This window comes from Bradyrhizobium sp. AZCC 1693, assembly GCF_036924745.1.
In the GTDB taxonomy this organism is placed as follows: Bacteria; Pseudomonadota; Alphaproteobacteria; order Rhizobiales; family Xanthobacteraceae; genus Bradyrhizobium.
The window spans coordinates 5,699,463-5,719,333 of sequence record NZ_JAZHSD010000001.1 but is presented as its reverse complement, the minus strand read 5'-3'; the positions used below and the strand labels follow the sequence as shown (position 1 = coordinate 5,719,333).

Genomic DNA, 19,871 nt, shown 5'->3' with positions numbered 1-19,871 from the left:
ACGGAGTATGATTATCGTCGTGAATGGACATTGAACGGCCTCTTGTCCGGTACGCACCGTGGAACTCAAACGATTGTGCGGAACAAAGGTTCCGACAAGCTAGTCCGGTTGAATACGGGGACAGGGCCGCTAGGCGCGGCGCTGCCCGCGCCACCACACCCCGAACGCGATGACAACCGCAAACGCCAGCGTGAACCAGGTGACGGCGTATTGCAGGTGATCGTCCTTGAGACGCACGGAGAGCGGGCCGGGTTTTGGAATGCCGCTCTCGGGCACGGGCGTTTCCAGATCGACATAGAACGGCGCGACGGCCTTGCCGCTCTCGCCCCAGCCCAGCGCGCGCGCCATCGCGAGATGGTCGCGGGTGAACCAGAGCCGTTTGGCCGTGCTCTCCGGCGGCGTCAGCGTGCCGGCGCTTTCGGGAAAGCGGATGTAGCCGGTGAACTGCACCGGGTCACCGGTGATGAGCCGTCTCACGGCGCGATCCTGCTGGGCGCGGTCCTGCATCGTGTTCTGCACGAAGCCGGCATTAACCGCGATGGTGTTGCCATCGGCGAGACGGGCCGGCAGGAAGGCCCAGGTGCCGGGGCCGGAGACGTCGTCACGGACCGCGGAGCCCGCGCTGTAGACCATCGCGTCCGGCAACGGCGCGTAGGTGGCGCTAAAGCTGATGCGGCGGAATTCGTCCTTGCCCGACGTCAGCGAACTCCATTGCGACGGCGCCGGCAGCGCCTCGGGCGCAGCCGCAAGCCGCTCGTTCAGCAAGGCGATCAGCGCGTGTTTTTCGACCCGGCGCTGCAATTGCCAGATTCCGAGGCCCGTGAAGGCCGCCACCATCAGCAGCGTGAAGACGGCGAAACCGGCCACCGCCGGCCGCCGTGACGAGAGGCCGGTCATTTCGGGTCGCGGTCGATCAGCCGGCCGGGCGCCGCCTTGTGATGGAATTGCAGCGCGATCAGGAGCGACTTCATCGAGCGCAGCGGCAGCAGCGTGGTCGCGATAATCAGCGGCAGCCACAGCGCCGCATGCAGCCAGAACGGCGGCTGATACTTGATTTCAACGATCAGGGCCGCGGTGACGACGATGGCGCCCGCCAGCATGATGATGAAGATCGCAGGCCCGTCGCCGGCATCGATGAAGGCGTAGTCGAGTCCGCACGCTTCGCAATTCGGACGCAGGTTGAGGAAGCCCGCATAGAGCTTGCCCCTGCCGCAACGCGGGCAGCGGCAGGCAATGCCGCGCAGTGCGCTCTGGGTGACGGTGGGCGATTGGTCAGGCGTCATATTCGTTCCTTCCCCTCTCCCCTTGTGGGAGAGGGTGGATCGAATGAGCGGAAGCTCATTCGAGACGGGTGAGAGGTCTGTGTCCGCGGAAAGAACCCCTCATCCGCCTTGCCTTCGGCAAGGCACCTTCTCCCACAAGGGGAGAAGGGAAGAAAGCAAAAGGGGCGGTCCTTCCGACCGCCCCTTGTAGCACGTCAAGCCTGTATCAGTGCCCGCCGGCCACGGCCCCCGCGCCGCGGAACCAGACATAGATGCAGACGAACAGGAACAGCCACACCACGTCGACGAAGTGCCAGTACCAGGCGGCGAATTCGAAGCCGAGATGCTGCTTCGACGTGAAGTGGCCGGCATAGGTGCGGAGCAGGCAGACCAGCAGGAACACGGTGCCGACCAGCACGTGGAAGCCGTGGAAGCCGGTCGCCATGAAGAAGGTCGCGCCATAGACGTTGCCAGAGAAGTGGAAGGTGGCGTGGGCGTATTCATAGGCCTGCACGCAGGTGAAGGCGGCCCCCAGCAGCACGGTCAGGATCAGGCCGTATTTCAGGCCCTGACGGTCGTCCTCGAGCAGCGCGTGATGCGCCCAGGTGACGGTCGTGCCCGAGGTCAAGAGCAAGAGCGTGTTGAGCAGCGGCAGATGCCAGGGGTCGAAGGTCTCGATGCCCTTCGGCGGCCAGGTGCCCGGCACGCTGCAGGCGCCCATCGCCGTTCCCGGACCGCAGCCGAACACGGCGTCGCGGGTGGCGTGGACCGCGTCGGCGGGGAACAGCGCGGAATTGAAGAAGGCCCAGAACCAGGCGACGAAGAACATCACTTCGGAGGCGATGAACAGGATCATGCCGTAGCGGTGGCTGATCTGCACCACGCGGGTGTGGTCGCCCTTGTACTGGGCTTCGCGGATCACGTCGCCCCACCAGCTCGCCATGGTATAGAGCACGCCGATGGTGCCGGCGCCGAAGATGATCGGGGCGGCGGCGAACATGTGATGCATCCACGAAATGGCGCCCACCGCCATGATGAAGGCCGAAATCGAGCCGACCACCGGCCACGGGCTCGGATCGACGAGGTGGTAGTCGTGGTGCTTCGCGTGCGCCGTAGCCATTGCGGTCTCTCCGTTGGATGTGCCGTTCCCTTCGGCACATATTCGTCTCAAATTTCAACGCCGAAATCCCGTTAGAAAGGGAATCCGGCGGTCAAAGGTTTCCCGTCACAGGTTTCCCTTGCGCCTGTCGCCTTCGCCGGCTGCGAGCGGCTTCGGCGCCGGATCGCGCACGGGATAGAAGGTGTAGGATAGCGTGATGGTGTTCAGCCCGTCGTTCTCGCTGTCTTTCGCCAGCGCCGGATCGACGTAGAACACGACTGGCATCTCGCGCTTCTCGCCCGGACCCATGGTCTGTTCGGTGAAGCAGAAGCAGTTGATCTTCTGGAAATAGGCGCCGACCGTCAGCGGCGCGACGTTGTAGGCCGCAACGCCGGTCGTGGCGCGCGCGGCCTGGTTGGTCACGGTATAGAACACGGTGACGACTTCGCCGATCCGGACTTCGATCTCGTTCTGCTCGGGCTCGAATTTCCAGGGCAGGCCGGGACCGACATTGGCGTCGAACCGCACGGAAATCTTGCGGGCAAGCGGCGCGTCCGATGGCGCCGACGTCGCAACTTGCGTGGTGCCGTTGAAACCGGTGGCGCGGCAGAACCAGTTGTAGAACGGCACGGCGGCATAGGAAGCGCCGACCATGAACACCACGATGAAGCCGCAGATCGAGGCGACCACCGCATCGCGCGTCAGGGTACGGCGCGAAGCGGTCTTGCCACTCCCCGTCATCTCCTCGCGCATCTGCGGTTCGTTTTCCATCTCAGCTACATTCAAAGATTAACATTCAAAAATCACATGGGCCGGACGAGAACGGCCGGCCCCTTGACCATGGTGACCGCGAAGAAACAGCACGACGAGGACGCCGAGCGCGAGCGCAATCGCGATCGAGCGCTGGCGGCGGCTCCTTTTCTGCGCCTCGGTGAGGACGATTCCATCTGGCTTCCGATTGTCGTCCATGCGTTCGCCATGCGCCCCCTACCCGAACACTGGAGCGACGGCGCGGACGATCACTTCGAGCAGCAGGGTCGCAAACAGCGCAAAAAGATAAAGGATCGAGAACGCAAACAGCCGGCGCGTGGCGCGCAGCGCTTCCCTGCCCTCGCGATGGCGATAGACCGCGATGGCCAGCCACATCATGCCGGCGCCGAGCACCAGCGAGGTGACGCCGTAGACCGCGTCGAAATAGCCGAGCGGCCAGGGGGCAGCCGCAATCGCGACCAGCACGATCGTGTACAGCAGGATCTGCAGCCGCGTCGCATCGGGTCCGGCGACGACGGGCAGCATCGGAATGCCGGCGCGGGCATAGTCGTCGCTGCGGAACAGCGCCAGCGCCCAGAAATGCGGCGGGGTCCAGAAGAAGATGATGAGGAACAGAAGCCACGGCTCGATCGACAGCGAGCCGGTGGCTGCGGCCCATGCCACGACGGGCGGCAGCGCGCCTGCGGCGCCGCCGATCACGATGTTCTGCGCCGTCCAGCGCTTCAGCCACATGGTGTAGATCACCACATAGAAGAAGATCGTGAAGGCCAGCAGCGCGCCGGCCAGCAAGTTGACCAGGATGCCGAGCGTCAACACCGAGAAGAACGCCAGGATCAGGCCGAACGCCATCGCCTCGCCCTGCGTGATACGTCCGCGCGGGATCGGCCGGTTGGCGGTGCGCGACATCAGCGCGTCGATGTCGCCCTCATAGGCCATGTTCATCGCGCCCGAGGCGCCGGCCCCGACCGCGATGCAGAGGATCGCGGTGAACGCCAGCACGGGATGGACATGGCCAGGCGCGATCACGAGGCCGACCAGCGCGGTAAAGATCACGAGCGACATCACCCGCGGCTTCAACAGCGCGATGTAGTCACCGACATCAGCCTCGGAAATCCGGGGCAGAGCATCGATGGCGTTGTGATCGACTACCGACAAGATTTATCTCGCTTCGCTAAAGCCGCGGCGCGCAACGGCGGCGCGCCGCGAACAACCGGTTACTGAACGCGCGGCAGCACTTCGAACTGGTGGAAGGGCGGCGGCGACGGCAGCGTCCACTCCAGCGTGGTGGCGCCGGCGCCCCACGGATTGGCCTCGGCCACGCGCTTCTTCGCAAAGGCATCGACCACGCCGTAGATGAAGATCAGCACGCCGAAGCCCGAAATGTAGGAACCGAACGACGACACCAGGTTCCAGCCGGCGAACGCATCCGGATAGTCGACGTAGCGGCGCGGCATGCCCGACAGACCGAGGAAGTGCTGCGGGAAGAACACCAGATTCACGCCGATGAAGGTGAACCAGAAGTGCAGCTTGCCGATGGTCTCCGAGTACATGTAGCCCGACATCTTCGGGAACCAGTAGTACCAGCCCGGCGAAGATCGCGAACACGGCGCCGAGCGACAGCACGTAGTGGAAGTGCGCAACCACGTAATAGGTATCCTGCAGCACGCGATCGACGCCGGCATTGGCCAGCACGACGCCGGTGACGCCGCCGAGCGTGAACAGGAAGATGAAGCCAATCGCCCACAGCATCGGCGTCTTGATCTCGATCGAGCCGCCCCACATCGTGGCGATCCAGGAGAAGATCTTCACGCCAGTCGGCACCGCGATCACCATGGTGGCGGCGACGAAATAGGCCTGCGTCGCAGAGTTCATGCCGACCGTATACATGTGGTGCGCCCACACCACGAAGCCGATGCCGCCGATCGCGACCATGGCGTAGGCCATGCCGAGATAGCCGAACACGGGCTTGCGTGAGAAGGTCGAGACGATCTGGCTGATCATGCCGAAGCCGGGCAGGATCAGGATGTACACTTCGGGGTGGCCGAAGAACCAGAACAGATGCTGGAACAGCACCGGGTCGCCGCCGCCGTCGGCGGAGAAGAAGGTGGTGCCGAAATTGCGGTCGGTGAGCAGCATGGTGATGGCGCCGGCGAGCACCGGCAGCGACAGCAGCAGCAGGAACACCGTCACCAGGATCGACCATACGAACAGCGGCATCTTGTGCAGGGTCATGCCCGGCGCGCGCATGTTGAAGATCGTGGTGATGAAGTTGATGGCGCCGAGGATCGACGACGCGCCGGCCAGATGCAGCGACAGGATCGCGAAGTCGACCGCCGGTCCCGGATGGCCCGAGGTCGAAAGCGGCGCGTAGATGGTCCAGCCCGCGCCGACACCGTTGGCGCCCGGCTCGCCTTCGACGAAGGTGGACATCAACAGCAGCGCGAAGGAGGCCGGCAGCAGCCAGAACGAGATGTTGTTCATGCGCGGGAACGCCATGTCGGGCGCGCCGATCATCAGCGGCACGAACCAGTTGCCGAAGCCGCCGATCATCGCCGGCATCACCATGAAGAAGATCATGATCAGGCCGTGCGAGGTCACGAACACATTATAGGTGTGGGATTCGTGGAAGAACTGGACGCCGGGATACATCAGCTCGATGCGGATCGCGATCGACATCGCGGCACCGATGACACCCGCGAAGATCGCGAAGATAAGGTACATCGTGCCGATGTCCTTATGGTTCGTCGAATAGACCCAGCGCCGCCATCCGGTCGGATTGGCATGGGCGTGGTCATCATGGGCGTGATCGTCGTGTGTCGTCGTTGCCATTTTGAAATCCTGCCTTGCAGTCCCTTTTCGGACCTTTTCAGGTCCCGTCGCCCTTGTCCTTTAGCGTGTCCCTTGGCCGGCGCCTTACTGCGCGGCCTGACCACCAGCCGAGGCGAACGTGTTCGCCGGGTTGGTCGCATATTTCTTCTTCGCCGCCTCAACCCAGGCAGCGAATTCCTGATCGCTCACCACCCGCACCGCGATCGGCATGAAGGCGTGGTCCTTGCCGCACAGTTCCGAGCACTGGCCGTAATACATGCCGACCTTGGTGGCCTTGAACCAGGTCTCGTTCAGGCGGCCGGGGATCGAGTCGATCTTGATTCCGAACGACGGCACCGCGAACGCGTGAATGACGTCGGCGCCGGTGGTCTGGACCCGGATCACCTTGTCGACCGGCACCACCATCTCGTTGTCGACGCCGAGCAGGCGCGGCTGCCTGTCGGCCGCCATCAGTGAATCGAACTCGAACTTGCCGTTATCGGGATAGGCGTAGCTCCAGTACCACTGCTTGCCGGTGACCTTCACCGTCAGGTCGGCCTTGGGAATGTCGAGCTGCTTGAACAGCAGGCGGAACGACGGCACCGCGATGGCGACCAGGATCAGCACCGGAATCAGCGTCCAGGCCACTTCGATCAGCGTGTTGTGCGTGGTCCTGGAGGGGACCGGATTGGTCCTGGCGTTGAACTTCACCACCACGATGACCAACAGCGCCAGCACGAACAGGGTGATGATGGTGATGATCACCAGCAGCAAGTTATGGAAGCTGATGATGTTTTCCATCACGGGGGTCGCGGCTTCCTGCAGCGTGATTTCCCACGGCTTGGGCTGATCCCCAAAAGCCGCCCCGCCGGCTGCGAGCGCTATGCCCGCCACCGTCAACCCCAGCAACCGCCGGCCCATCTGGCCACTCGACATCTTCATGCCGCTCGCGCTCCCTTGAATAAGTCCCCAAAGCATTTCAGCCGAATGGCCGGGAATGCCGCACGATCCGCCCTCACAAACGGCCTACCGGAGGTACTTTTGGAAGTACACCTTCAAAAGTACCTGCAACAGCATTGCTACAGTACCCTGGGCCTGATCGTTAGAACGCGTCGAAATCCCGCCTCTCAAACCATAATTCTAAGGCTCTCGCAATGCAGTAGTGGGGCGCAACGCCATGCGCCACCTGCTATTCGCCGGATGTCGGATTTTCCCGGCAAATCAGCAAAAACCCGCCATTTTGCAAGGCCTCGCCGCTTGACAGCCCGGTTGCCGGATGTAGGCACAGTCACGGCGCGCCCGAGCGACCTGATTCGCTTTGGGCTCCCGGCGGTCGCTGGATGGCGCGGATCGGCTGTTGGGCCGCCTTCAAGGCGCCGTCATTGCGTATCAGTCCGGTAAGCCCAGTTACAATGCGTGCTGCCGGGCCGGAAATGTCGCCGGTGCGGCCGGAAAGATTAAGAGGATCGACCCGGATGGGGCGTTCGAAACATCAGGCAGGACGTGCGTTGGAACCGGCCCGCTGGCCGGGCGGCCTGCTCGCCGTGGCGATCCTGCTCGGCCTGACCCAGGCGGCCAGCGCCCAGGGCGCTGTGCGGTCGGTCCATGGCGACTGGCAGATCCGCTGCGATACTCCGCCGGGCGCCCAGGGCGAGCAATGCGCCCTGATCCAGAGCGTGGTAGCCGAGGACCGCTCCAACGCCGGCCTCACCGTGATCGTGCTCAAGACCGCCGACCAGAAGAGCAAGCTGATGCGGGTGGTGGCGCCCCTGGGCGTGCTGCTCCCCTCCGGGCTCGGGCTGAAACTCGACAACCAGGACGTCGGGCGGGCTGGGTTCGTGCGTTGCCTGCCGAATGGCTGCGTGGCCGAGGTGGTGATGGACGAGAAGCTGCTCGGGCAGCTTCGGACCGCCAAGACGGCGACTTTTATTATTTTTGAGACGCCGGAGGAAGGCATCGGCTTTCCGCTCAGCCTGAACGGGCTGGGTGAGGGGTATGACAAGCTGCCGTGAGGGGCGGCGCTGGCCTCAAAGCGAGGTTTCGCCTTAGCCACCCGCGCCGGCGCTGGTGTAGTAATCGAACAATCGGCTTGCCTCGACGGAGAGCCAATCCGCTTCACCGGTGATGTAGCCTTCGACTTGCCCGGTGACGCCGAGCAGGAAGGAAACCGGCATGCCGTAAAGCGCGAACGGCGTGTCCACGCCGTCGCTTGCGCCGGCACGCGCTACCAGTCCGCCGGGATCGAAACCGATCGTGAGGTGGCGAAGCTTCAATTTCCTGACGAAGGGGGCGACCAGAGACCGATCGCGATCGGTCGCGATGGCAATGACCGCGAGGTCGGCGCGGCCGTTTCCCGCGAGCCGGTCCAGTATCGGCAGTTCAGTGCGGCAGGCCGGGCACCAGGTCGCCCAGAAATTGACGAGCACCACCTTGCCGCGGAAGGACGCCAGATCGAGCGCAGCTGCGCCGAGGCGCGGAATTGGCACCGCCGGGACCGGGCGCGCGCCGCGAACCTCCGTGAACTGATGCCTGACGGTTGCGAATGGCGGTGGCCCACCGGCTCCTGCGCGCGCCGGGAACGCCGGCATCGCGAACGAGCCGGTCGCACCCATCATCCCCGCGATGACGGTGCGGCGGTTCGGCCTGCGATACGACGTCATATCGGATGTTCCGCTGTGCAGGTCTGGCCCATTTGTCACGACCGGATGTAGGACCAGCCGGCTTCCTGTAATTCGATGATGCGCCCGGGTCCGCTCGGCACGAGATCGACGTCGTCGATCAGCGTGATCGGATGCCCCTCATGGCGCTCCATGCCGAGCTTGGTCGCCTCGCAGACCACGAAACGGATGTTCGGATTGACCGTCCTTAGCACGCGCAGCATGTCCTTCACCGGTGAAGTATCGGCGCGAAGCATGTGAACGCCGGCGTTGTAGGCGACGACCTCGATCGTGAAGGCTTCGTTCCGCTCCTGATAATATTTCGGAAGGTTGAGCGAGGTCGAGATCAGCGCCCTCATCGTGGTGGGGTCATCGCTGTTGATCGGCAGCACCAGCCGATGCACCCGAACCGAAGCGGGCTTCGTCTGCGGCTTTGAGTCCGCCGCCTCCGATCTTGTCAGCAACAGGGGCACGGTCAGCGGCACCGCGAAGGCCAGGATGAGCCCTGCGGCAATCGTCAACTCGCGGCGAGAAAGGCGCATCGCAACACCCTCACAGCGTCTCGGCAAGCAATGCGATCTGGTCGCGCTTCGCATAGGCGACGATGGCGTTCAACACCAGCAGAACAATGGCCGGCACCGGCGAGCCGCCGATGACGAATAAATGGGTGATCACCGCGCCGACCATGATGCAGATCAGCAGCAGCGCACCGAGGACAGCCTTCTGCGGCAAGAGAAGCAGGATTGCCCCCATGATTTCGAGACCGCCGGTGACATAGCGAAACCATTGCCCGAGCCCGATGTGCTGGAACTCCTCGACCAGCATGGGCACGCCATAGAGCTTCGCCCCGCCAGCCGCTACAAAGGCGAGCGCAAGCAATCCCCTGACAACCCACAGGGCGACGGAGCTCCAGTACGGTCTGGTAGGCGCAACAATCGTCGACATCGAGAAACTCCCGAAATGGTGAAGGCGGCGGTTGACTGAGGTGCCGTCCGCCAGCGGAGACCCCCTGAGGGGCTGTCAAACCCAAAATTCGGGACTAAGATGAAATTGACAAGTAGGATGGTTTTTCTGAGGTAGTATGAAAAAACAGACTAATGAGGATATAACGCAGGAATGCCCCTCTGAACGGGCCAGACAGCAGTTGCATCGGGCGCTTCGCCTGCTGTCGGGCAAGTGGAAGGGCGAAATCCTCTGGCAGCTTGTCGACGGCAAGCAGCGCTTTGGCCAATTGCGGCGCGCCATCCCCGACGTGACCCAGCACATGCTGACGACCCAGCTCCGCGACCTCGAAAGCGAGGGCCTGGTGAAGCGCACGGTATTTCCCGAAGTGCCGCCCCGCGTGGAATATGAGATGACCCCGGCGGCCCGGGCGTTGCGGCCGGTGTTCGACGAACTGTTCCGCTGGGCCAATGCACACGCCAGGCCGGAGCCCGGTGCGGAGGCTGCGAACGCTGCCGACAAAGGGGGTAACAAGCTGCCGTGAAAGGCCTCCCCTTTCGATGCTGTCATGACTATGTTCGAGCCATCGTCGTCCCGGCCGCGCGAAGCGCGAGCGGGACCATAACTACAGGTTACCGTGTTGTAAGATGAGTTCGCCACAGGCCCTGCTTAGATCACTGCGGCCGTGAGCAATTGCGTGCCAAGCAGGGACGACGAGACCTTTTTGTGCTGAATTTGGAGTCTGCATGACCAATCCCGCCACGACCTCCCTGCTCGACCGCGCCAATCTCGACCGCGATGCCATCAGACGCGAAATCACGCGAGGGCTAGCCGGCGCTGACGATGGCGAGTTGTTTCTGGAGTATGGTCAGACCGAAGCGCTGGGTTTCGACAATGGGCGGCTGAAGCAGGCGACCTACGACACCAGCCAGGGATTCGGCCTGCGCGCGGTGAAGGACGATGCGGTCGGCTATGCGCATTCCTCCGACGTCTCGCTGCCGGCGCTGATCCGCGCGGCGGATGCGGTGGCGGCCGTGCGCGGCGGCTACAGCGGAAATTTTGCCGCGGCGCCAGCGCATACCAATGTCCGGCTCTATGGCGACGAGAATCCGCTGGATGCGCCGGGCTTCGAGGCCAAGGTAAAGCTGCTGGCCGAGATCGACGCCTATCTGCGCGACAAGGACCCGCGGGTGCGGCAGGCTTCCATCAGTCTGGGCGCCACCTGGCAGGTGGTCGAAATCCTCCGGCCCGACGGCGAGAGCTATCGCGACATCCGCCCGCTGGTGCGGGTCAATATTTCTGTCGTCGCGGGCCAGGGCGACCGGCAGGAGAGCGGCAGCAAGGGCTATGGCGGCCGTGAGGGCTATGCGCGCTTCATCGAGACCAAGGCGTGGCGCGAGGCCGCCGACGGTGCGATCCGCGAGGCGCTGGTCAACCTGGAATCGGTCCCTGCACCTGCCGGTGAAATGGACGTGGTGCTGGGCGCTGGCTGGCCCGGCGTGATGCTGCATGAGGCGGTCGGCCACGGCCTCGAAGGCGACTTCAACCGCAAGCAGACCTCGGCCTTCGCTGGGTTGATGGGCAAGCAGGTCGCGGCCAAGGGCGTCACCGTCGTCGATGACGGCACCATGGCCTCGCGGCGCGGCTCTCTCTCCATCGACGACGAGGGCACGCCGACCAACCGCACCGTGCTGATCGAGGACGGCATTCTGGTCGGCTACATGCAGGACCGGCAGAACGCGCGGCTGATGAACATGAAGCCGACCGGCAATGGCCGCCGCCAGAGCTACGCCCATGTGCCGATGCCGCGCATGACCAACACTTATATGCTGGCGGGGCAGCGGGACCCGGCGGAGATTCTGGCCTCGGTGAAGAACGGCATCTACGCCGCGAATTTCGGCGGCGGCCAGGTCGACATCACCTCCGGCAAATATGTGTTCCAGTGCACCGAGGCCTACAGAATCGAGAACGGCAAGCTCGGCGCACCCTTGAAGGGCGCGATGCTGATCGGCAACGGGCCGACCGACCTGCATCGCATCACCATGGTCGGCAACGATCTGGCGCTCGATACCGGCATCGGCACCTGCGGCAAGAACGGCCAGGGCGTGCCTGTCGGCGTCGGCCAGCCGACGCTGCGGATGGAAAAGATCACGGTCGGAGGCACCGGCGCATGAGCGATGAGAAGGTGGTGAGCGACCAGAAGGAAGGCGCGATCGGCAAGGCCGCGAGCTGGCGCGCGCAGGCCGTGCAGTTGGCGGCAATCGTGGCCGTGGTGTTCATTGCCAAGGGCGCGCTGGCCGAGCCGTTTTACGTGCCGTCCGGCTCGATGGAGCCGACGCTTCTGATCGGTGACGCGCTGCTGGCCTCGAAATTCCCCTACGGTTACGGCGCGGCGTCGCTGCCGATCCAGATCACGCTGCCGGAAACCGGCCGCCTGTTCGGCGACACGCCCAAGCGCGGCGACGTCGTCGTATTCCGCTGGCCGGGCGACCGCTCGCAGGCCTGGGTCAAGCGCGTGGTGGGATTGCCGGGCGACCGCATCCAGGTGCGGCAGGGCCAGCTCTTCATCAACGACCACGCCGCGACGTTGAAACCGGATGGCGTGGGGCAAGCCGAAGACGATCGCGGCAACACCGAACGGGCCTATCGTTTCGTCGAGACGCTGCCGAACGGCGTCAGCCATGCCATTTTCAAGATGCGTGACAATGGCAGGCTCGACAACACGCCCGAGGTGACGGTGCCGCCGGGCAAGCTGTTCGTGCTCGGCGACAACAGGGACAATTCCGCCGACAGCCGCGTCGCGGTGCGCGACGGCGGCGTGGGTCTGCTGCCGGTCGACAATCTGATCGGCCGCGCGGATGCCGTGGTCGGCTCGTGGGATCTCGGCATGCGCAGCCAGCCGGTATGGACCTGGCTGTCGGGCTTCCGGCTGGCGCGTTTTTTTACATCGGTGCAGTGAAGCGCAACCTCTCTCCGTCATGGCCGGGCTTGTCCCGGCCATCCACGTCTTGCTTCCCGTGGCCCCCAAGACGTGGATGCCCAACATCTGGCGCGAAGACGCGCTTCGCGCTTTTGCCCGGGCATGACGAACTGAGGGCGACCGCATGACCTTCGACGACGTCAGAAAAATCGCGCTCACCTGGCCAGAGGTGGAAGACGGCACCTCCTACGGCACGCCGGCGCTGAAGGTACGCAAGAAGATGCTGGCGCGGCTGAGGGAAGACGGCGACAGCCTGGTGATGCCGGGCGTGCCGCAAGACGAACGCGAGATGCTGGTGGAAAGCCAGCCGAAGCTGTTTTACTTCACCGATCACTACCGCGATTATCCGATGGTGCTGATCCGCCTGTCGAAGGCCAAGCGCGCGACTGTCGAGCCGCTGCTACGGCGGCACTGGCGCACGCTGGCGTCGAAGAAGGCGGTGAAGGAATTCGATCTCGAAGCGTAGGGTGGGCAAGGCGAAGCGTGCCCGCCAATTTCCAATCGCGAAACAAGATGGTGGGCACGGCGCAAGCGCGCCTTTGCCCGCCCTGCGGCGAGGTGCATATGGATAGAAACCAATTCCTCGCCGCCGCCTTGCAAAATCCCGCCAATGAAATCATCGCCGAGGAATTGTTTCGGCTGGCGCTGCCGGATGCTTGGTTGGTCTCGGGATGCCTGGTGCAGACGGTGTGGAACGTGCTGACGAGCCGCGCGGTCGATTACGGCATCAACGATTACGACGTGTTCTATTTCGATCCCGATACGTCGTGGGAGGCGGAAGACAGGGTCATCCGCACGCTGGCGGAGCGGTTTGCAAACCGCGGCATCCAGGTCGAGGCGCGCAACCAGGCGCGCGTTCATTTGTGGTATCCCGAGAAACATGGCCTGCCCTATCCGGAGCTGCGTTGTTCGACACAGGGCATCGACCGCTTCCTGACAAAGAATACGCAGATCGGAATCCGCCGCACGCGCGAGGGCTACGAGGTGTACGCGCCGAATGGCTATGACGATGTCGCCGCCCTGATCGTGCGGCCCAATCCGGGGCCAAATTTTTCCGCCGTGAATTGCGAAGCGAAGGCGGCGCGATGGAAGGCGCTATGGCCGGAGATCACCGTGTTGCCGGCGGGTGAATTTCTGGTCGGGCAGGATCGAGGCGCGTAGCGGACTTCGCATGATGCCGACGTTTCCTCGATCGTTTACCGTCCGACGATGACGCCGATCACGTTCGGCGCCGACAGATATTTTTCCTCGATCTCCGCACGCGCCGCGGCGCGATTTTCCGGCGTCAGCAAGCCGCGCTTTTCGGCCAGGATCATCCAGCAGTAGCCCCACCAGTCGCTCAGCATGCCCTGATCGTCGACGAGATCGTAGCCCTGCTCGGCGGCGAAGATGCGCGCCTGCGCTTCATCCAGCGCGTCGAGAAACGCGTGGTCCTCGACCGAAAACAATTCGTCGCTGAAATCGTCCGTGGTGTAGCCCCACACCGACATGCAGACCGCGTTGAACTCGCGGTCGATCGCGTCGTCGTCGACGAGCCGGCGGCGCGAGGCCTGGTGCAGGCGCGACAGCGAGCGCGCAAAGTCGGCGATACGGGTGAGAGCAAACTGATCGAAGGCGATGGTGGACATCTAGTCCTCGCAAACTCGGATAGACCATAAATGTTGTGTCGGCGACGCGCCGAATCACAACGATATATCAAATACTTGCTAAATTGTTCTTAATTTGTACTGGTGGCGCGGCAAAATATCTCCTATCAGAGGTTGCAATTTTGGCAGTTTGCGGCCAAGGATCGAAGGCGATGGACGCGACACAGACCACCGAGATCCGGACCCTGTTACTGCAAGCGGCCGATGCGATCGACCGAGCGAATGCGATTGTTTCCACGCTCGACAGCGACGATCGGGCGCTGCTTGCCGCGCCTCTCGACGAGATATCGTCCGCCCTGCATTTCAAGCTGCTGCAAAAGCTCTATCTCCGCTACCCCGGGCTCGCCGAGGAAAGCGAGGGCTGGGGCGGCGCCGCGGCATGAACCGTCTGGGGCTCAATCCCTCACATCGCCGACAACAGCTTGTCGCCGCAGTAATTGGCATAGAACTTTCCGCCACACTGGCGCTTGATCGCCGCGCAGCGCGCCGCTGGCGAAGCGCCTTGCGCGGCACTGAAGGAACAGCTCAGGCCGTCGGCGCTCTTGCCGGCCTTGCCGGCGGCAAAGGCTGCGCTGGTCGCACTGATGCAGACAACCAACAACGCAGCGGCGACGATCTCGATCGTCAATCTCATGGCAGGCCTCCGTTCTGGCGGCACGCGTTTCCGTCGCGCACACTGGCACCCCGGTTATCCCGGCGATTCCTCGGCTTTCGCCTCATTATATCACCAAAAGATATCACCAAAAGGCGGCCGCCAGTGCCGCGAAATCGGCCCGGTCCTTGCATAAAATAACGCCAGCGCAGTGCACAACATACCCCCCGCGTTCTTCGGCGTTTCGATTGCCGGACAAGGCGCGTATCTTCGTTGTGAGTCTCAACCGCAGGAACCGACGTATTGCAGGAACAATTCCCAGGAAACTATCCGGCAAACTATCCGGCGCTGGATCAGCCGATCGACGAACTCGCGCTGACCGAGATCAAGGGTGCGATCCTCGCCAAGCTCCGGCTTGCGATCGGCAAGGACGCCGGCATGGCGACGAGGCGGGACTGGTACAAGGCAGCCGCGCTGGCGCTGCGCGACCGCATCGTGCACCGCTGGCTGACTGCCGAAAAGGAGAGCTACGACGCCGGCAGCAAGCGGGTCTATTACCTCTCGCTCGAATTCCTGATCGGCCGCCTGTTCACCGACGCGCTGAACAATATGGGCCTGCTGCCGGTGTTCGAGGCGGCGCTCGGCGATCTCGGCGTCGGGCTCGACGACCTGCGCAAATGCGAGCCGGATGCGGCGCTCGGCAATGGCGGCCTCGGGCGGCTGGCGGCGTGCTTCATGGAGAGCATGGCGACGCTGGCCATTCCCGCCATCGGCTACGGCATCCGCTACGATTTCGGCCTGTTCCGCCAGATCATTTCGCAGGGCTGGCAGCAGGAATATCCGGACGAATGGCTGAGCTTCGGCAACCCCTGGGAATTCCAGCGGGCCGAGGTGGTTTATCACATTCATTTCGGCGGCCATGTCGATCATGTCGACGACCGCGGCCGTGACCGCGCGACGTGGCGGCCGGCGGAAACCGTGCAGGCTGTCGCCTACGACACGCCGATCGTGGGCTGGCGCGGCCAGCACGTCAACGCGCTGCGGCTGTGGTCGGCGCGCTCGCCCGACCCGCTGCGGCTCGACGTCTTCAACACCGGCGATTACCTCGGTGCCGTCGCCGAGGAGGCGCGCGCGGAATCGATCTGCAAATTTCTCTACCCGAATGACGAGAGCCCGGCGGGCCGCGAGCTCCGGCTGCGGCAGGAATATTTCTTCGTTTCGGCCTCGCTGCAGGATCTGGTCAAGCGGCACCTCGCCTCCGACGGACAGTTGCGCAACCTCCCCTCCAAGGTCGCGGTGCAGCTCAACGATACCCATCCGAGCCTCGCCGTCACCGAGCTGATGCGCATCCTGGTCGACCTGCACAATTTCCGCTGGGACGAAGCGTGGAAGCTCACGGTGGCGACGCTGTCCTACACCAATCACACGCTGCTGCCGGAAGCGCTGGAGACCTGGCCGGTCGAACTGTTCGAGCAGCTGCTGCCGCGGCATCTCGAAATCATCTACCGCATCAATGTCGCGCATCTGGCGCTGGCCGATCAGCGTTGTCCCGGCGACATCGATTACCGCGCCTCGGTGTCGCTGATCGACGAGAAGTCCGGCCGGCGGGTGCGGATGGGGCAACTCGCTTTCGTCGGCTCGCACCGCATCAACGGCGTCTCGGCGATGCATTCCGACCTGATGAAGGAGACCGTGTTCCACGATCTCAACCATCTCTATCCCGGCCGCATCACCAACAAGACCAACGGCATCACCTTCCGCCGCTGGCTGATGCTCGCCAACCCAAAGCTGACCGGCCTGATGCGCGAGGTCTGCGGCGAAGCAGTGCTCGACGATTTCTCCCTGTTCGAGCGCCTCGAGGCGCGTGCCAGCGACAACGCGTTCCAGCAGCGTTTTCGCGAGGTCAAGCATCACAACAAGCTGGCGCTGGCGCGCCTGATCAACGAGCGGCTCAGCATCAAGATCGATCCGTCGGCGCTGTTCGATATCCAGATCAAGCGCATCCACGAATACAAACGGCAATTGCTCAACGTCGTCGAGACCGTCGCGCTGTATCAGGCGATCAAGGACGAGCCGCAGCGCGACTGGGTGCCGCGGGTCAAGATCTTCGCCGGCAAAGCGGCGGCAAGCTATCGCTACGCCAAGCTGATCATCAAGCTGATCAACGACGTCGCCGAAGCCATCAACAACGACCCCGACGTCGCCGGAAGGCTGAAGGTCGTCTTCCTCGCCGACTACAATGTCAGCCTTGCCGAGGTCATCATTCCGGCCGCCGATCTTTCCGAGCAGATCTCCACCGCCGGCATGGAAGCCTCCGGCACCGGCAACATGAAGCTGGCGCTCAACGGCGCGCTGACGATCGGCACGCTTGATGGCGCCAACATCGAAATCCGCGACCATGTCGGTGCCGAGAACATCGCGATCTTCGGCATGGAGGCCGGCGACGTCATGGTCCGCCGCAAGCAGGGGCTGGACGCGACGGATGTGATCAGCCGCTCGCCGCGGCTGGCGCGGGCGATTACCGCCATCGAGAGCGGCGCATTCTCGCCCGACGATCCCGCCCGCTTTGCCTCGATAGGCCACGCGCTGCGCTATCTCGACCATTACATGGTCACGGCCGATTTCGATTCCTACTACGCGGCCCAGCGCGGCATTGACGCCCGCTGGCAGGTGGTTCCGGCCTGGACCCGCGCCTCGATCCTCAACGTGGCGCGGATGCCGTGGTTCTCCTCCGACCGCACCATCCGGGAATATGCCGAGGAGATCTGGAACGTGCCGGTGCGGGCGGGCGCACCGGTGCCAAGCGTCCAGCGCGAGGCGACGCGGTAATCCCGGCCGGCGGGAATCCATTACCTCTGACGTCATTGAATTCGGCAGAATTGCAGCGATACTGCATGCGACGGTCACGGCGTCATTGCGAGCGAAGCGAAGCAATCCATCTCGCCGCGCAAAGGAAAGATGGATTGCTTCGTCGCGGAGCCTGTCATCGGGCGCGCATTCGCGCGACCCGTTGGCTCCTCGCAATGACAGGAAGTACGGGAATGCTCACCAAGACCCCGCATCTGTTCGACGACGCCACGCGGGTCACCGCCGGCGATAGCTGCTGGCAGGGCAAGACCAGCCCGGACTACTGGGCGTTTGTCGGGCCGTTCGGCGGCTGCACGGCCGCCACCATCCTGCGCGCGCTGATCGATCATCCGCAGCGGGCGGGCGATCCGCTGTCGCTGACCGTGAATTTCTGCGCGCCGGTGGCCGAAGGCGCCTTCGATCTCGACGTGCGCCTGGTCAAGGCCAACCGCTCGAGCCAGCATTGGTGCGTGGAGATGACGCAGGGCGGCGGTGACGTCGCGACGCTGGCGACCGCCGTGTTCGCCGAGCGCCGCCCATCCTGGTCGCACCAGCAGGCAAAATTTCCTGGTGCTACGCCGTTCGAACAGGCGCGCGCGTTTCCGAACACGCCGATGACGTGGACCCACCAGTATGATTTTCGCTTCGTCGAGGGCCAGCCGAGCTTCTACGGCTCGCCGGCCTCACCGCCGCTCAAGGCGTACTCGAAGCAGTGGATCGGCGATCACGCGCCACGAAAGATCGACATGCTGTCGCTGATGTCGATGTCGGATGCCTTCTTCGGCCGGGTCTTTCTGGCGCGCCGGGAATTGATGCCGTTCGGCACAGTATCGATCACGACGTATTTCCATACGGCGTCGGACGAACTGGCGGCCGAGGACATCACGCGAGTGATGGCCGTGGCGGATGCCAAGATCTTCCACAGGAGCTATGGCGACCAGAACGGCGAATTGTGGTCGCCGTCGGGACGGTTGCTCGCGACGACGACGCAGATCGCCTATTTCAAGGCGTAGCGGAACACCAGGGCGCTGAGTTTCTTGTGGGATAGGCGCGCTTGCGCCGTGCCCACCACCTATCCAATCGTTGCCTTGAATGGTGGGCACGCTTACGCTTTGCCCACGCTACGATTCATCAAAGGCCCTCCATGTCCGACGGCAACGCTGCCCGCATCGCCCTGCTCGGCGTCCCCATCGAGATCGGGGCTGCGCAACTCGGAACCTTGATGGGGCCGGACGCGCTGCGCACCGCGGGCATCGGCCGCATCCTCGATCAGCTCGGCTTTGCCGTCGAGGACCACGGCAACATGGCCAAGCCTGACGTTGCTCCCGATGAGGGCCCGCCGCCGGCGAACGCCAAATATTACGACACGATCAAGAACTGGATCCGCGAGCTCAGCGAGCGTTCCTATTCACTGGCGCGCTCCGGCGCGGTTCCGATCTTCATGGGCGGCGATCACTCGCTATCGATGGGATCGGTGAACGGCGTTGCGCGCTATTGGCAGGAGCAGGGCCGGCCGCTGTTCGTGCTGTGGCTCGACGCCCATGCCGATTACAACACGCCGCAGACGACGGAGACCGGCAATATGCACGGCATGTCGGCCGCCTTTCTGTGCGGCGAAAGCGGCCTCGACGGGCTGCTCGGCAACCGTCCCCGCGCCTCGATCGGCCCCGACCAGCTCGACCTGTTCGGCATCCGCTCGATCGATCCGCTGGAGAAGAAGCTGGTGTTCGAGCGCCGCGTCGCGATCGCCGACATGCGTGCGATCGACGAGTTCGGCGTCGGCGTGCTGATCCGCAAGGTCATCGATCGCGTGCGCGCCAAAAATGGCGTGCTGCATTTAAGCTTCGACATCGATTTTCTCGATCCTGCGGTCGCGCCCGGCGTCGGCACCACGGTGCCGGGCGGCGCAACCTATCGCGAGGCGCATCTCATCATGGAGCTGCTGCACGATTCGGATCTGGTGCGCTCGGTCGACATCGTCGAGCTCAACCCGTTTCTCGACGAACGCGGCCGCACGGCGCGTGTTGCCGTCGAACTGATCGGCAGCCTGTTCGGACTGCAGATCACCGATCGGCGGACGCCGAGCAACGCGGTACTTCCGAACAACAAGTAGGCGCAGCGGGCGCTGCTGGAGCTGCGCGCAACGATGCTTGCGTCCATCGAGGCCAGGACGCACAGCGCGGCATAAAACGAAGCAGCGTAAACGAAAAGGGCGGCCCTCTCGGCCGCCCTCGTCGTTCTCGAATGGTCTGTCGCCTGACCGAGGC

Annotated in this window: 21 protein-coding genes and 2 pseudogenes; 10 read left to right on the top strand and 13 right to left on the bottom strand. The window is 63.8% G+C overall.

Going from position 1 to position 19,871, the window contains the following annotated elements; translation table 11 throughout:
• Positions 1-129 precede the first annotated feature (129 nt).
• The 8 genes and pseudogenes from V1293_RS27055 to coxB all read right to left on the bottom strand — a co-directional run bounded on the left by V1293_RS27055 (position 130) and on the right by coxB (position 6,882).
• Positions 130-897, bottom strand: coding sequence for an SURF1 family protein (locus V1293_RS27055; RefSeq protein ID WP_334513694.1), 768 nt, complete (start codon positions 895-897; stop codon positions 130-132).
• On the bottom strand, positions 894-1,283 hold the full coding sequence (locus tag V1293_RS27050) for a DUF983 domain-containing protein (protein WP_334513693.1): 390 nt from the start codon (positions 1,281-1,283) through the stop codon (positions 894-896). The genes V1293_RS27055 and V1293_RS27050 overlap by 4 nt, the downstream gene beginning before the upstream one ends.
• A gap of 205 nt (positions 1,284-1,488) precedes the next feature.
• Entirely contained in the window at positions 1,489-2,382 is an 894-nt protein-coding gene (locus V1293_RS27045) for a cytochrome c oxidase subunit 3 (RefSeq protein WP_334513691.1), read from the bottom strand.
• Positions 2,383-2,487: 105 nt separating this feature from the next.
• A complete protein-coding gene (locus V1293_RS27040) occupies positions 2,488-3,114 on the bottom strand; it encodes a cytochrome c oxidase assembly protein (protein WP_334516924.1) in 627 nt (208 codons plus the stop codon).
• A gap of 50 nt (positions 3,115-3,164) precedes the next feature.
• Positions 3,165-3,330: pseudogene (locus V1293_RS27035) on the bottom strand (CoxF protein).
• 18 nt (positions 3,331-3,348) lie between these two features.
• Complete coding sequence (locus V1293_RS27030) at positions 3,349-4,287, bottom strand: heme o synthase (RefSeq protein WP_334513689.1); 939 nt, start codon at positions 4,285-4,287, stop codon at positions 3,349-3,351.
• A 59-nt stretch (positions 4,288-4,346) separates the two neighbouring features.
• Positions 4,347-5,961 (bottom strand): annotated as a pseudogene (gene ctaD / locus V1293_RS27025) (cytochrome c oxidase subunit I).
• 84 nt (positions 5,962-6,045) lie between these two features.
• Positions 6,046-6,882: a cytochrome c oxidase subunit II gene (coxB, locus tag V1293_RS27020; protein ID WP_334513687.1), complete on the bottom strand. Its 837-nt coding sequence runs from the start codon at positions 6,880-6,882 to the stop codon at positions 6,046-6,048.
• Between the two features lie 533 nt (positions 6,883-7,415).
• Between coxB and V1293_RS27015 the strand changes: the two genes are divergently transcribed.
• The gene (locus tag V1293_RS27015; protein WP_334513685.1) at positions 7,416-7,952 is read left to right on the top strand and encodes an invasion associated locus B family protein; all 537 of its coding nucleotides are present in this window, start codon (positions 7,416-7,418) and stop codon (positions 7,950-7,952) included.
• 33 nt (positions 7,953-7,985) lie between these two features.
• Here V1293_RS27015 and V1293_RS27010 read toward each other — a convergent pair whose 3' ends face one another.
• Genes V1293_RS27010 through V1293_RS27000 form a run of 3 tightly spaced genes read right to left on the bottom strand, consistent with a single transcriptional unit; the run spans position 7,986 to position 9,542 of the window.
• Positions 7,986-8,600 (bottom strand): TlpA family protein disulfide reductase, encoded by a 615-nt coding sequence (locus V1293_RS27010; RefSeq protein WP_334513684.1) that lies wholly within the window; start codon positions 8,598-8,600, stop codon positions 7,986-7,988.
• A 35-nt stretch (positions 8,601-8,635) separates the two neighbouring features.
• The gene (locus V1293_RS27005; protein WP_334513683.1) at positions 8,636-9,139 is read right to left on the bottom strand and encodes a DsrE family protein; all 504 of its coding nucleotides are present in this window, start codon (positions 9,137-9,139) and stop codon (positions 8,636-8,638) included.
• A gap of 10 nt (positions 9,140-9,149) precedes the next feature.
• On the bottom strand, positions 9,150-9,542 hold the full coding sequence (locus V1293_RS27000; protein ID WP_334513680.1) for a DoxX family protein: 393 nt from the start codon (positions 9,540-9,542) through the stop codon (positions 9,150-9,152).
• 136 nt (positions 9,543-9,678) lie between these two features.
• Here V1293_RS27000 and V1293_RS26995 point away from each other — a divergent pair, with 136 nt between their 5' ends.
• From V1293_RS26995 to V1293_RS26975, 5 genes are all read left to right on the top strand, one after another.
• A complete protein-coding gene (locus V1293_RS26995; RefSeq protein WP_334513679.1) occupies positions 9,679-10,083 on the top strand; it encodes a winged helix-turn-helix transcriptional regulator in 405 nt (134 codons plus the stop codon).
• A gap of 202 nt (positions 10,084-10,285) precedes the next feature.
• Positions 10,286-11,713 (top strand): metalloprotease TldD, encoded by a 1,428-nt coding sequence (gene tldD, locus V1293_RS26990; RefSeq protein ID WP_334513677.1) that lies wholly within the window; start codon positions 10,286-10,288, stop codon positions 11,711-11,713.
• Positions 11,710-12,498: a signal peptidase I gene (gene lepB / locus V1293_RS26985; RefSeq protein WP_334513675.1), complete on the top strand. Its 789-nt coding sequence runs from the start codon at positions 11,710-11,712 to the stop codon at positions 12,496-12,498. The genes tldD and lepB overlap by 4 nt, the downstream gene beginning before the upstream one ends.
• A gap of 145 nt (positions 12,499-12,643) precedes the next feature.
• Positions 12,644-12,985 carry an MmcQ/YjbR family DNA-binding protein gene (locus V1293_RS26980; protein ID WP_334513673.1) on the top strand — a complete coding sequence of 114 codons (342 nt, stop codon included), beginning with the start codon at positions 12,644-12,646 and terminating at the stop codon, positions 12,983-12,985.
• Between the two features lie 98 nt (positions 12,986-13,083).
• The gene (locus tag V1293_RS26975; RefSeq protein WP_334513671.1) at positions 13,084-13,680 is read left to right on the top strand and encodes a nucleotidyltransferase family protein; all 597 of its coding nucleotides are present in this window, start codon (positions 13,084-13,086) and stop codon (positions 13,678-13,680) included.
• A 35-nt stretch (positions 13,681-13,715) separates the two neighbouring features.
• Here the strand turns inward: V1293_RS26975 and V1293_RS26970 are convergent, their stop codons facing one another.
• On the bottom strand, positions 13,716-14,147 hold the full coding sequence (locus V1293_RS26970; protein WP_334513669.1) for a hypothetical protein: 432 nt from the start codon (positions 14,145-14,147) through the stop codon (positions 13,716-13,718).
• A 170-nt stretch (positions 14,148-14,317) separates the two neighbouring features.
• On the opposite strand from V1293_RS26970, the gene V1293_RS26965 reads away from it, so the two are divergent.
• Complete coding sequence (locus V1293_RS26965) at positions 14,318-14,548, top strand: hypothetical protein (RefSeq protein WP_334513667.1); 231 nt, start codon at positions 14,318-14,320, stop codon at positions 14,546-14,548.
• Between the two features lie 20 nt (positions 14,549-14,568).
• Here V1293_RS26965 and V1293_RS26960 read toward each other — a convergent pair whose 3' ends face one another.
• Positions 14,569-14,799, bottom strand: a complete 231-nt coding sequence (locus tag V1293_RS26960) for a hypothetical protein (protein ID WP_334513665.1) — start codon at positions 14,797-14,799, stop codon at positions 14,569-14,571.
• Between the two features lie 261 nt (positions 14,800-15,060).
• Here V1293_RS26960 and V1293_RS26955 point away from each other — a divergent pair, with 261 nt between their 5' ends.
• The 3 genes from V1293_RS26955 (at position 15,061) to rocF (ending at position 19,717) form a co-directional block, all read left to right on the top strand.
• Complete coding sequence (locus tag V1293_RS26955; RefSeq protein WP_334513663.1) at positions 15,061-17,586, top strand: glycogen/starch/alpha-glucan phosphorylase; 2,526 nt, start codon at positions 15,061-15,063, stop codon at positions 17,584-17,586.
• Positions 17,587-17,798: 212 nt separating this feature from the next.
• Positions 17,799-18,617 carry an acyl-CoA thioesterase gene (locus V1293_RS26950; RefSeq protein ID WP_334513661.1) on the top strand — a complete coding sequence of 273 codons (819 nt, stop codon included), beginning with the start codon at positions 17,799-17,801 and terminating at the stop codon, positions 18,615-18,617.
• A 131-nt stretch (positions 18,618-18,748) separates the two neighbouring features.
• Entirely contained in the window at positions 18,749-19,717 is a 969-nt protein-coding gene (gene rocF / locus V1293_RS26945) for an arginase (RefSeq protein WP_334513660.1), read from the top strand.
• The last annotated feature ends 154 nt before the right edge of the window (positions 19,718-19,871 follow it).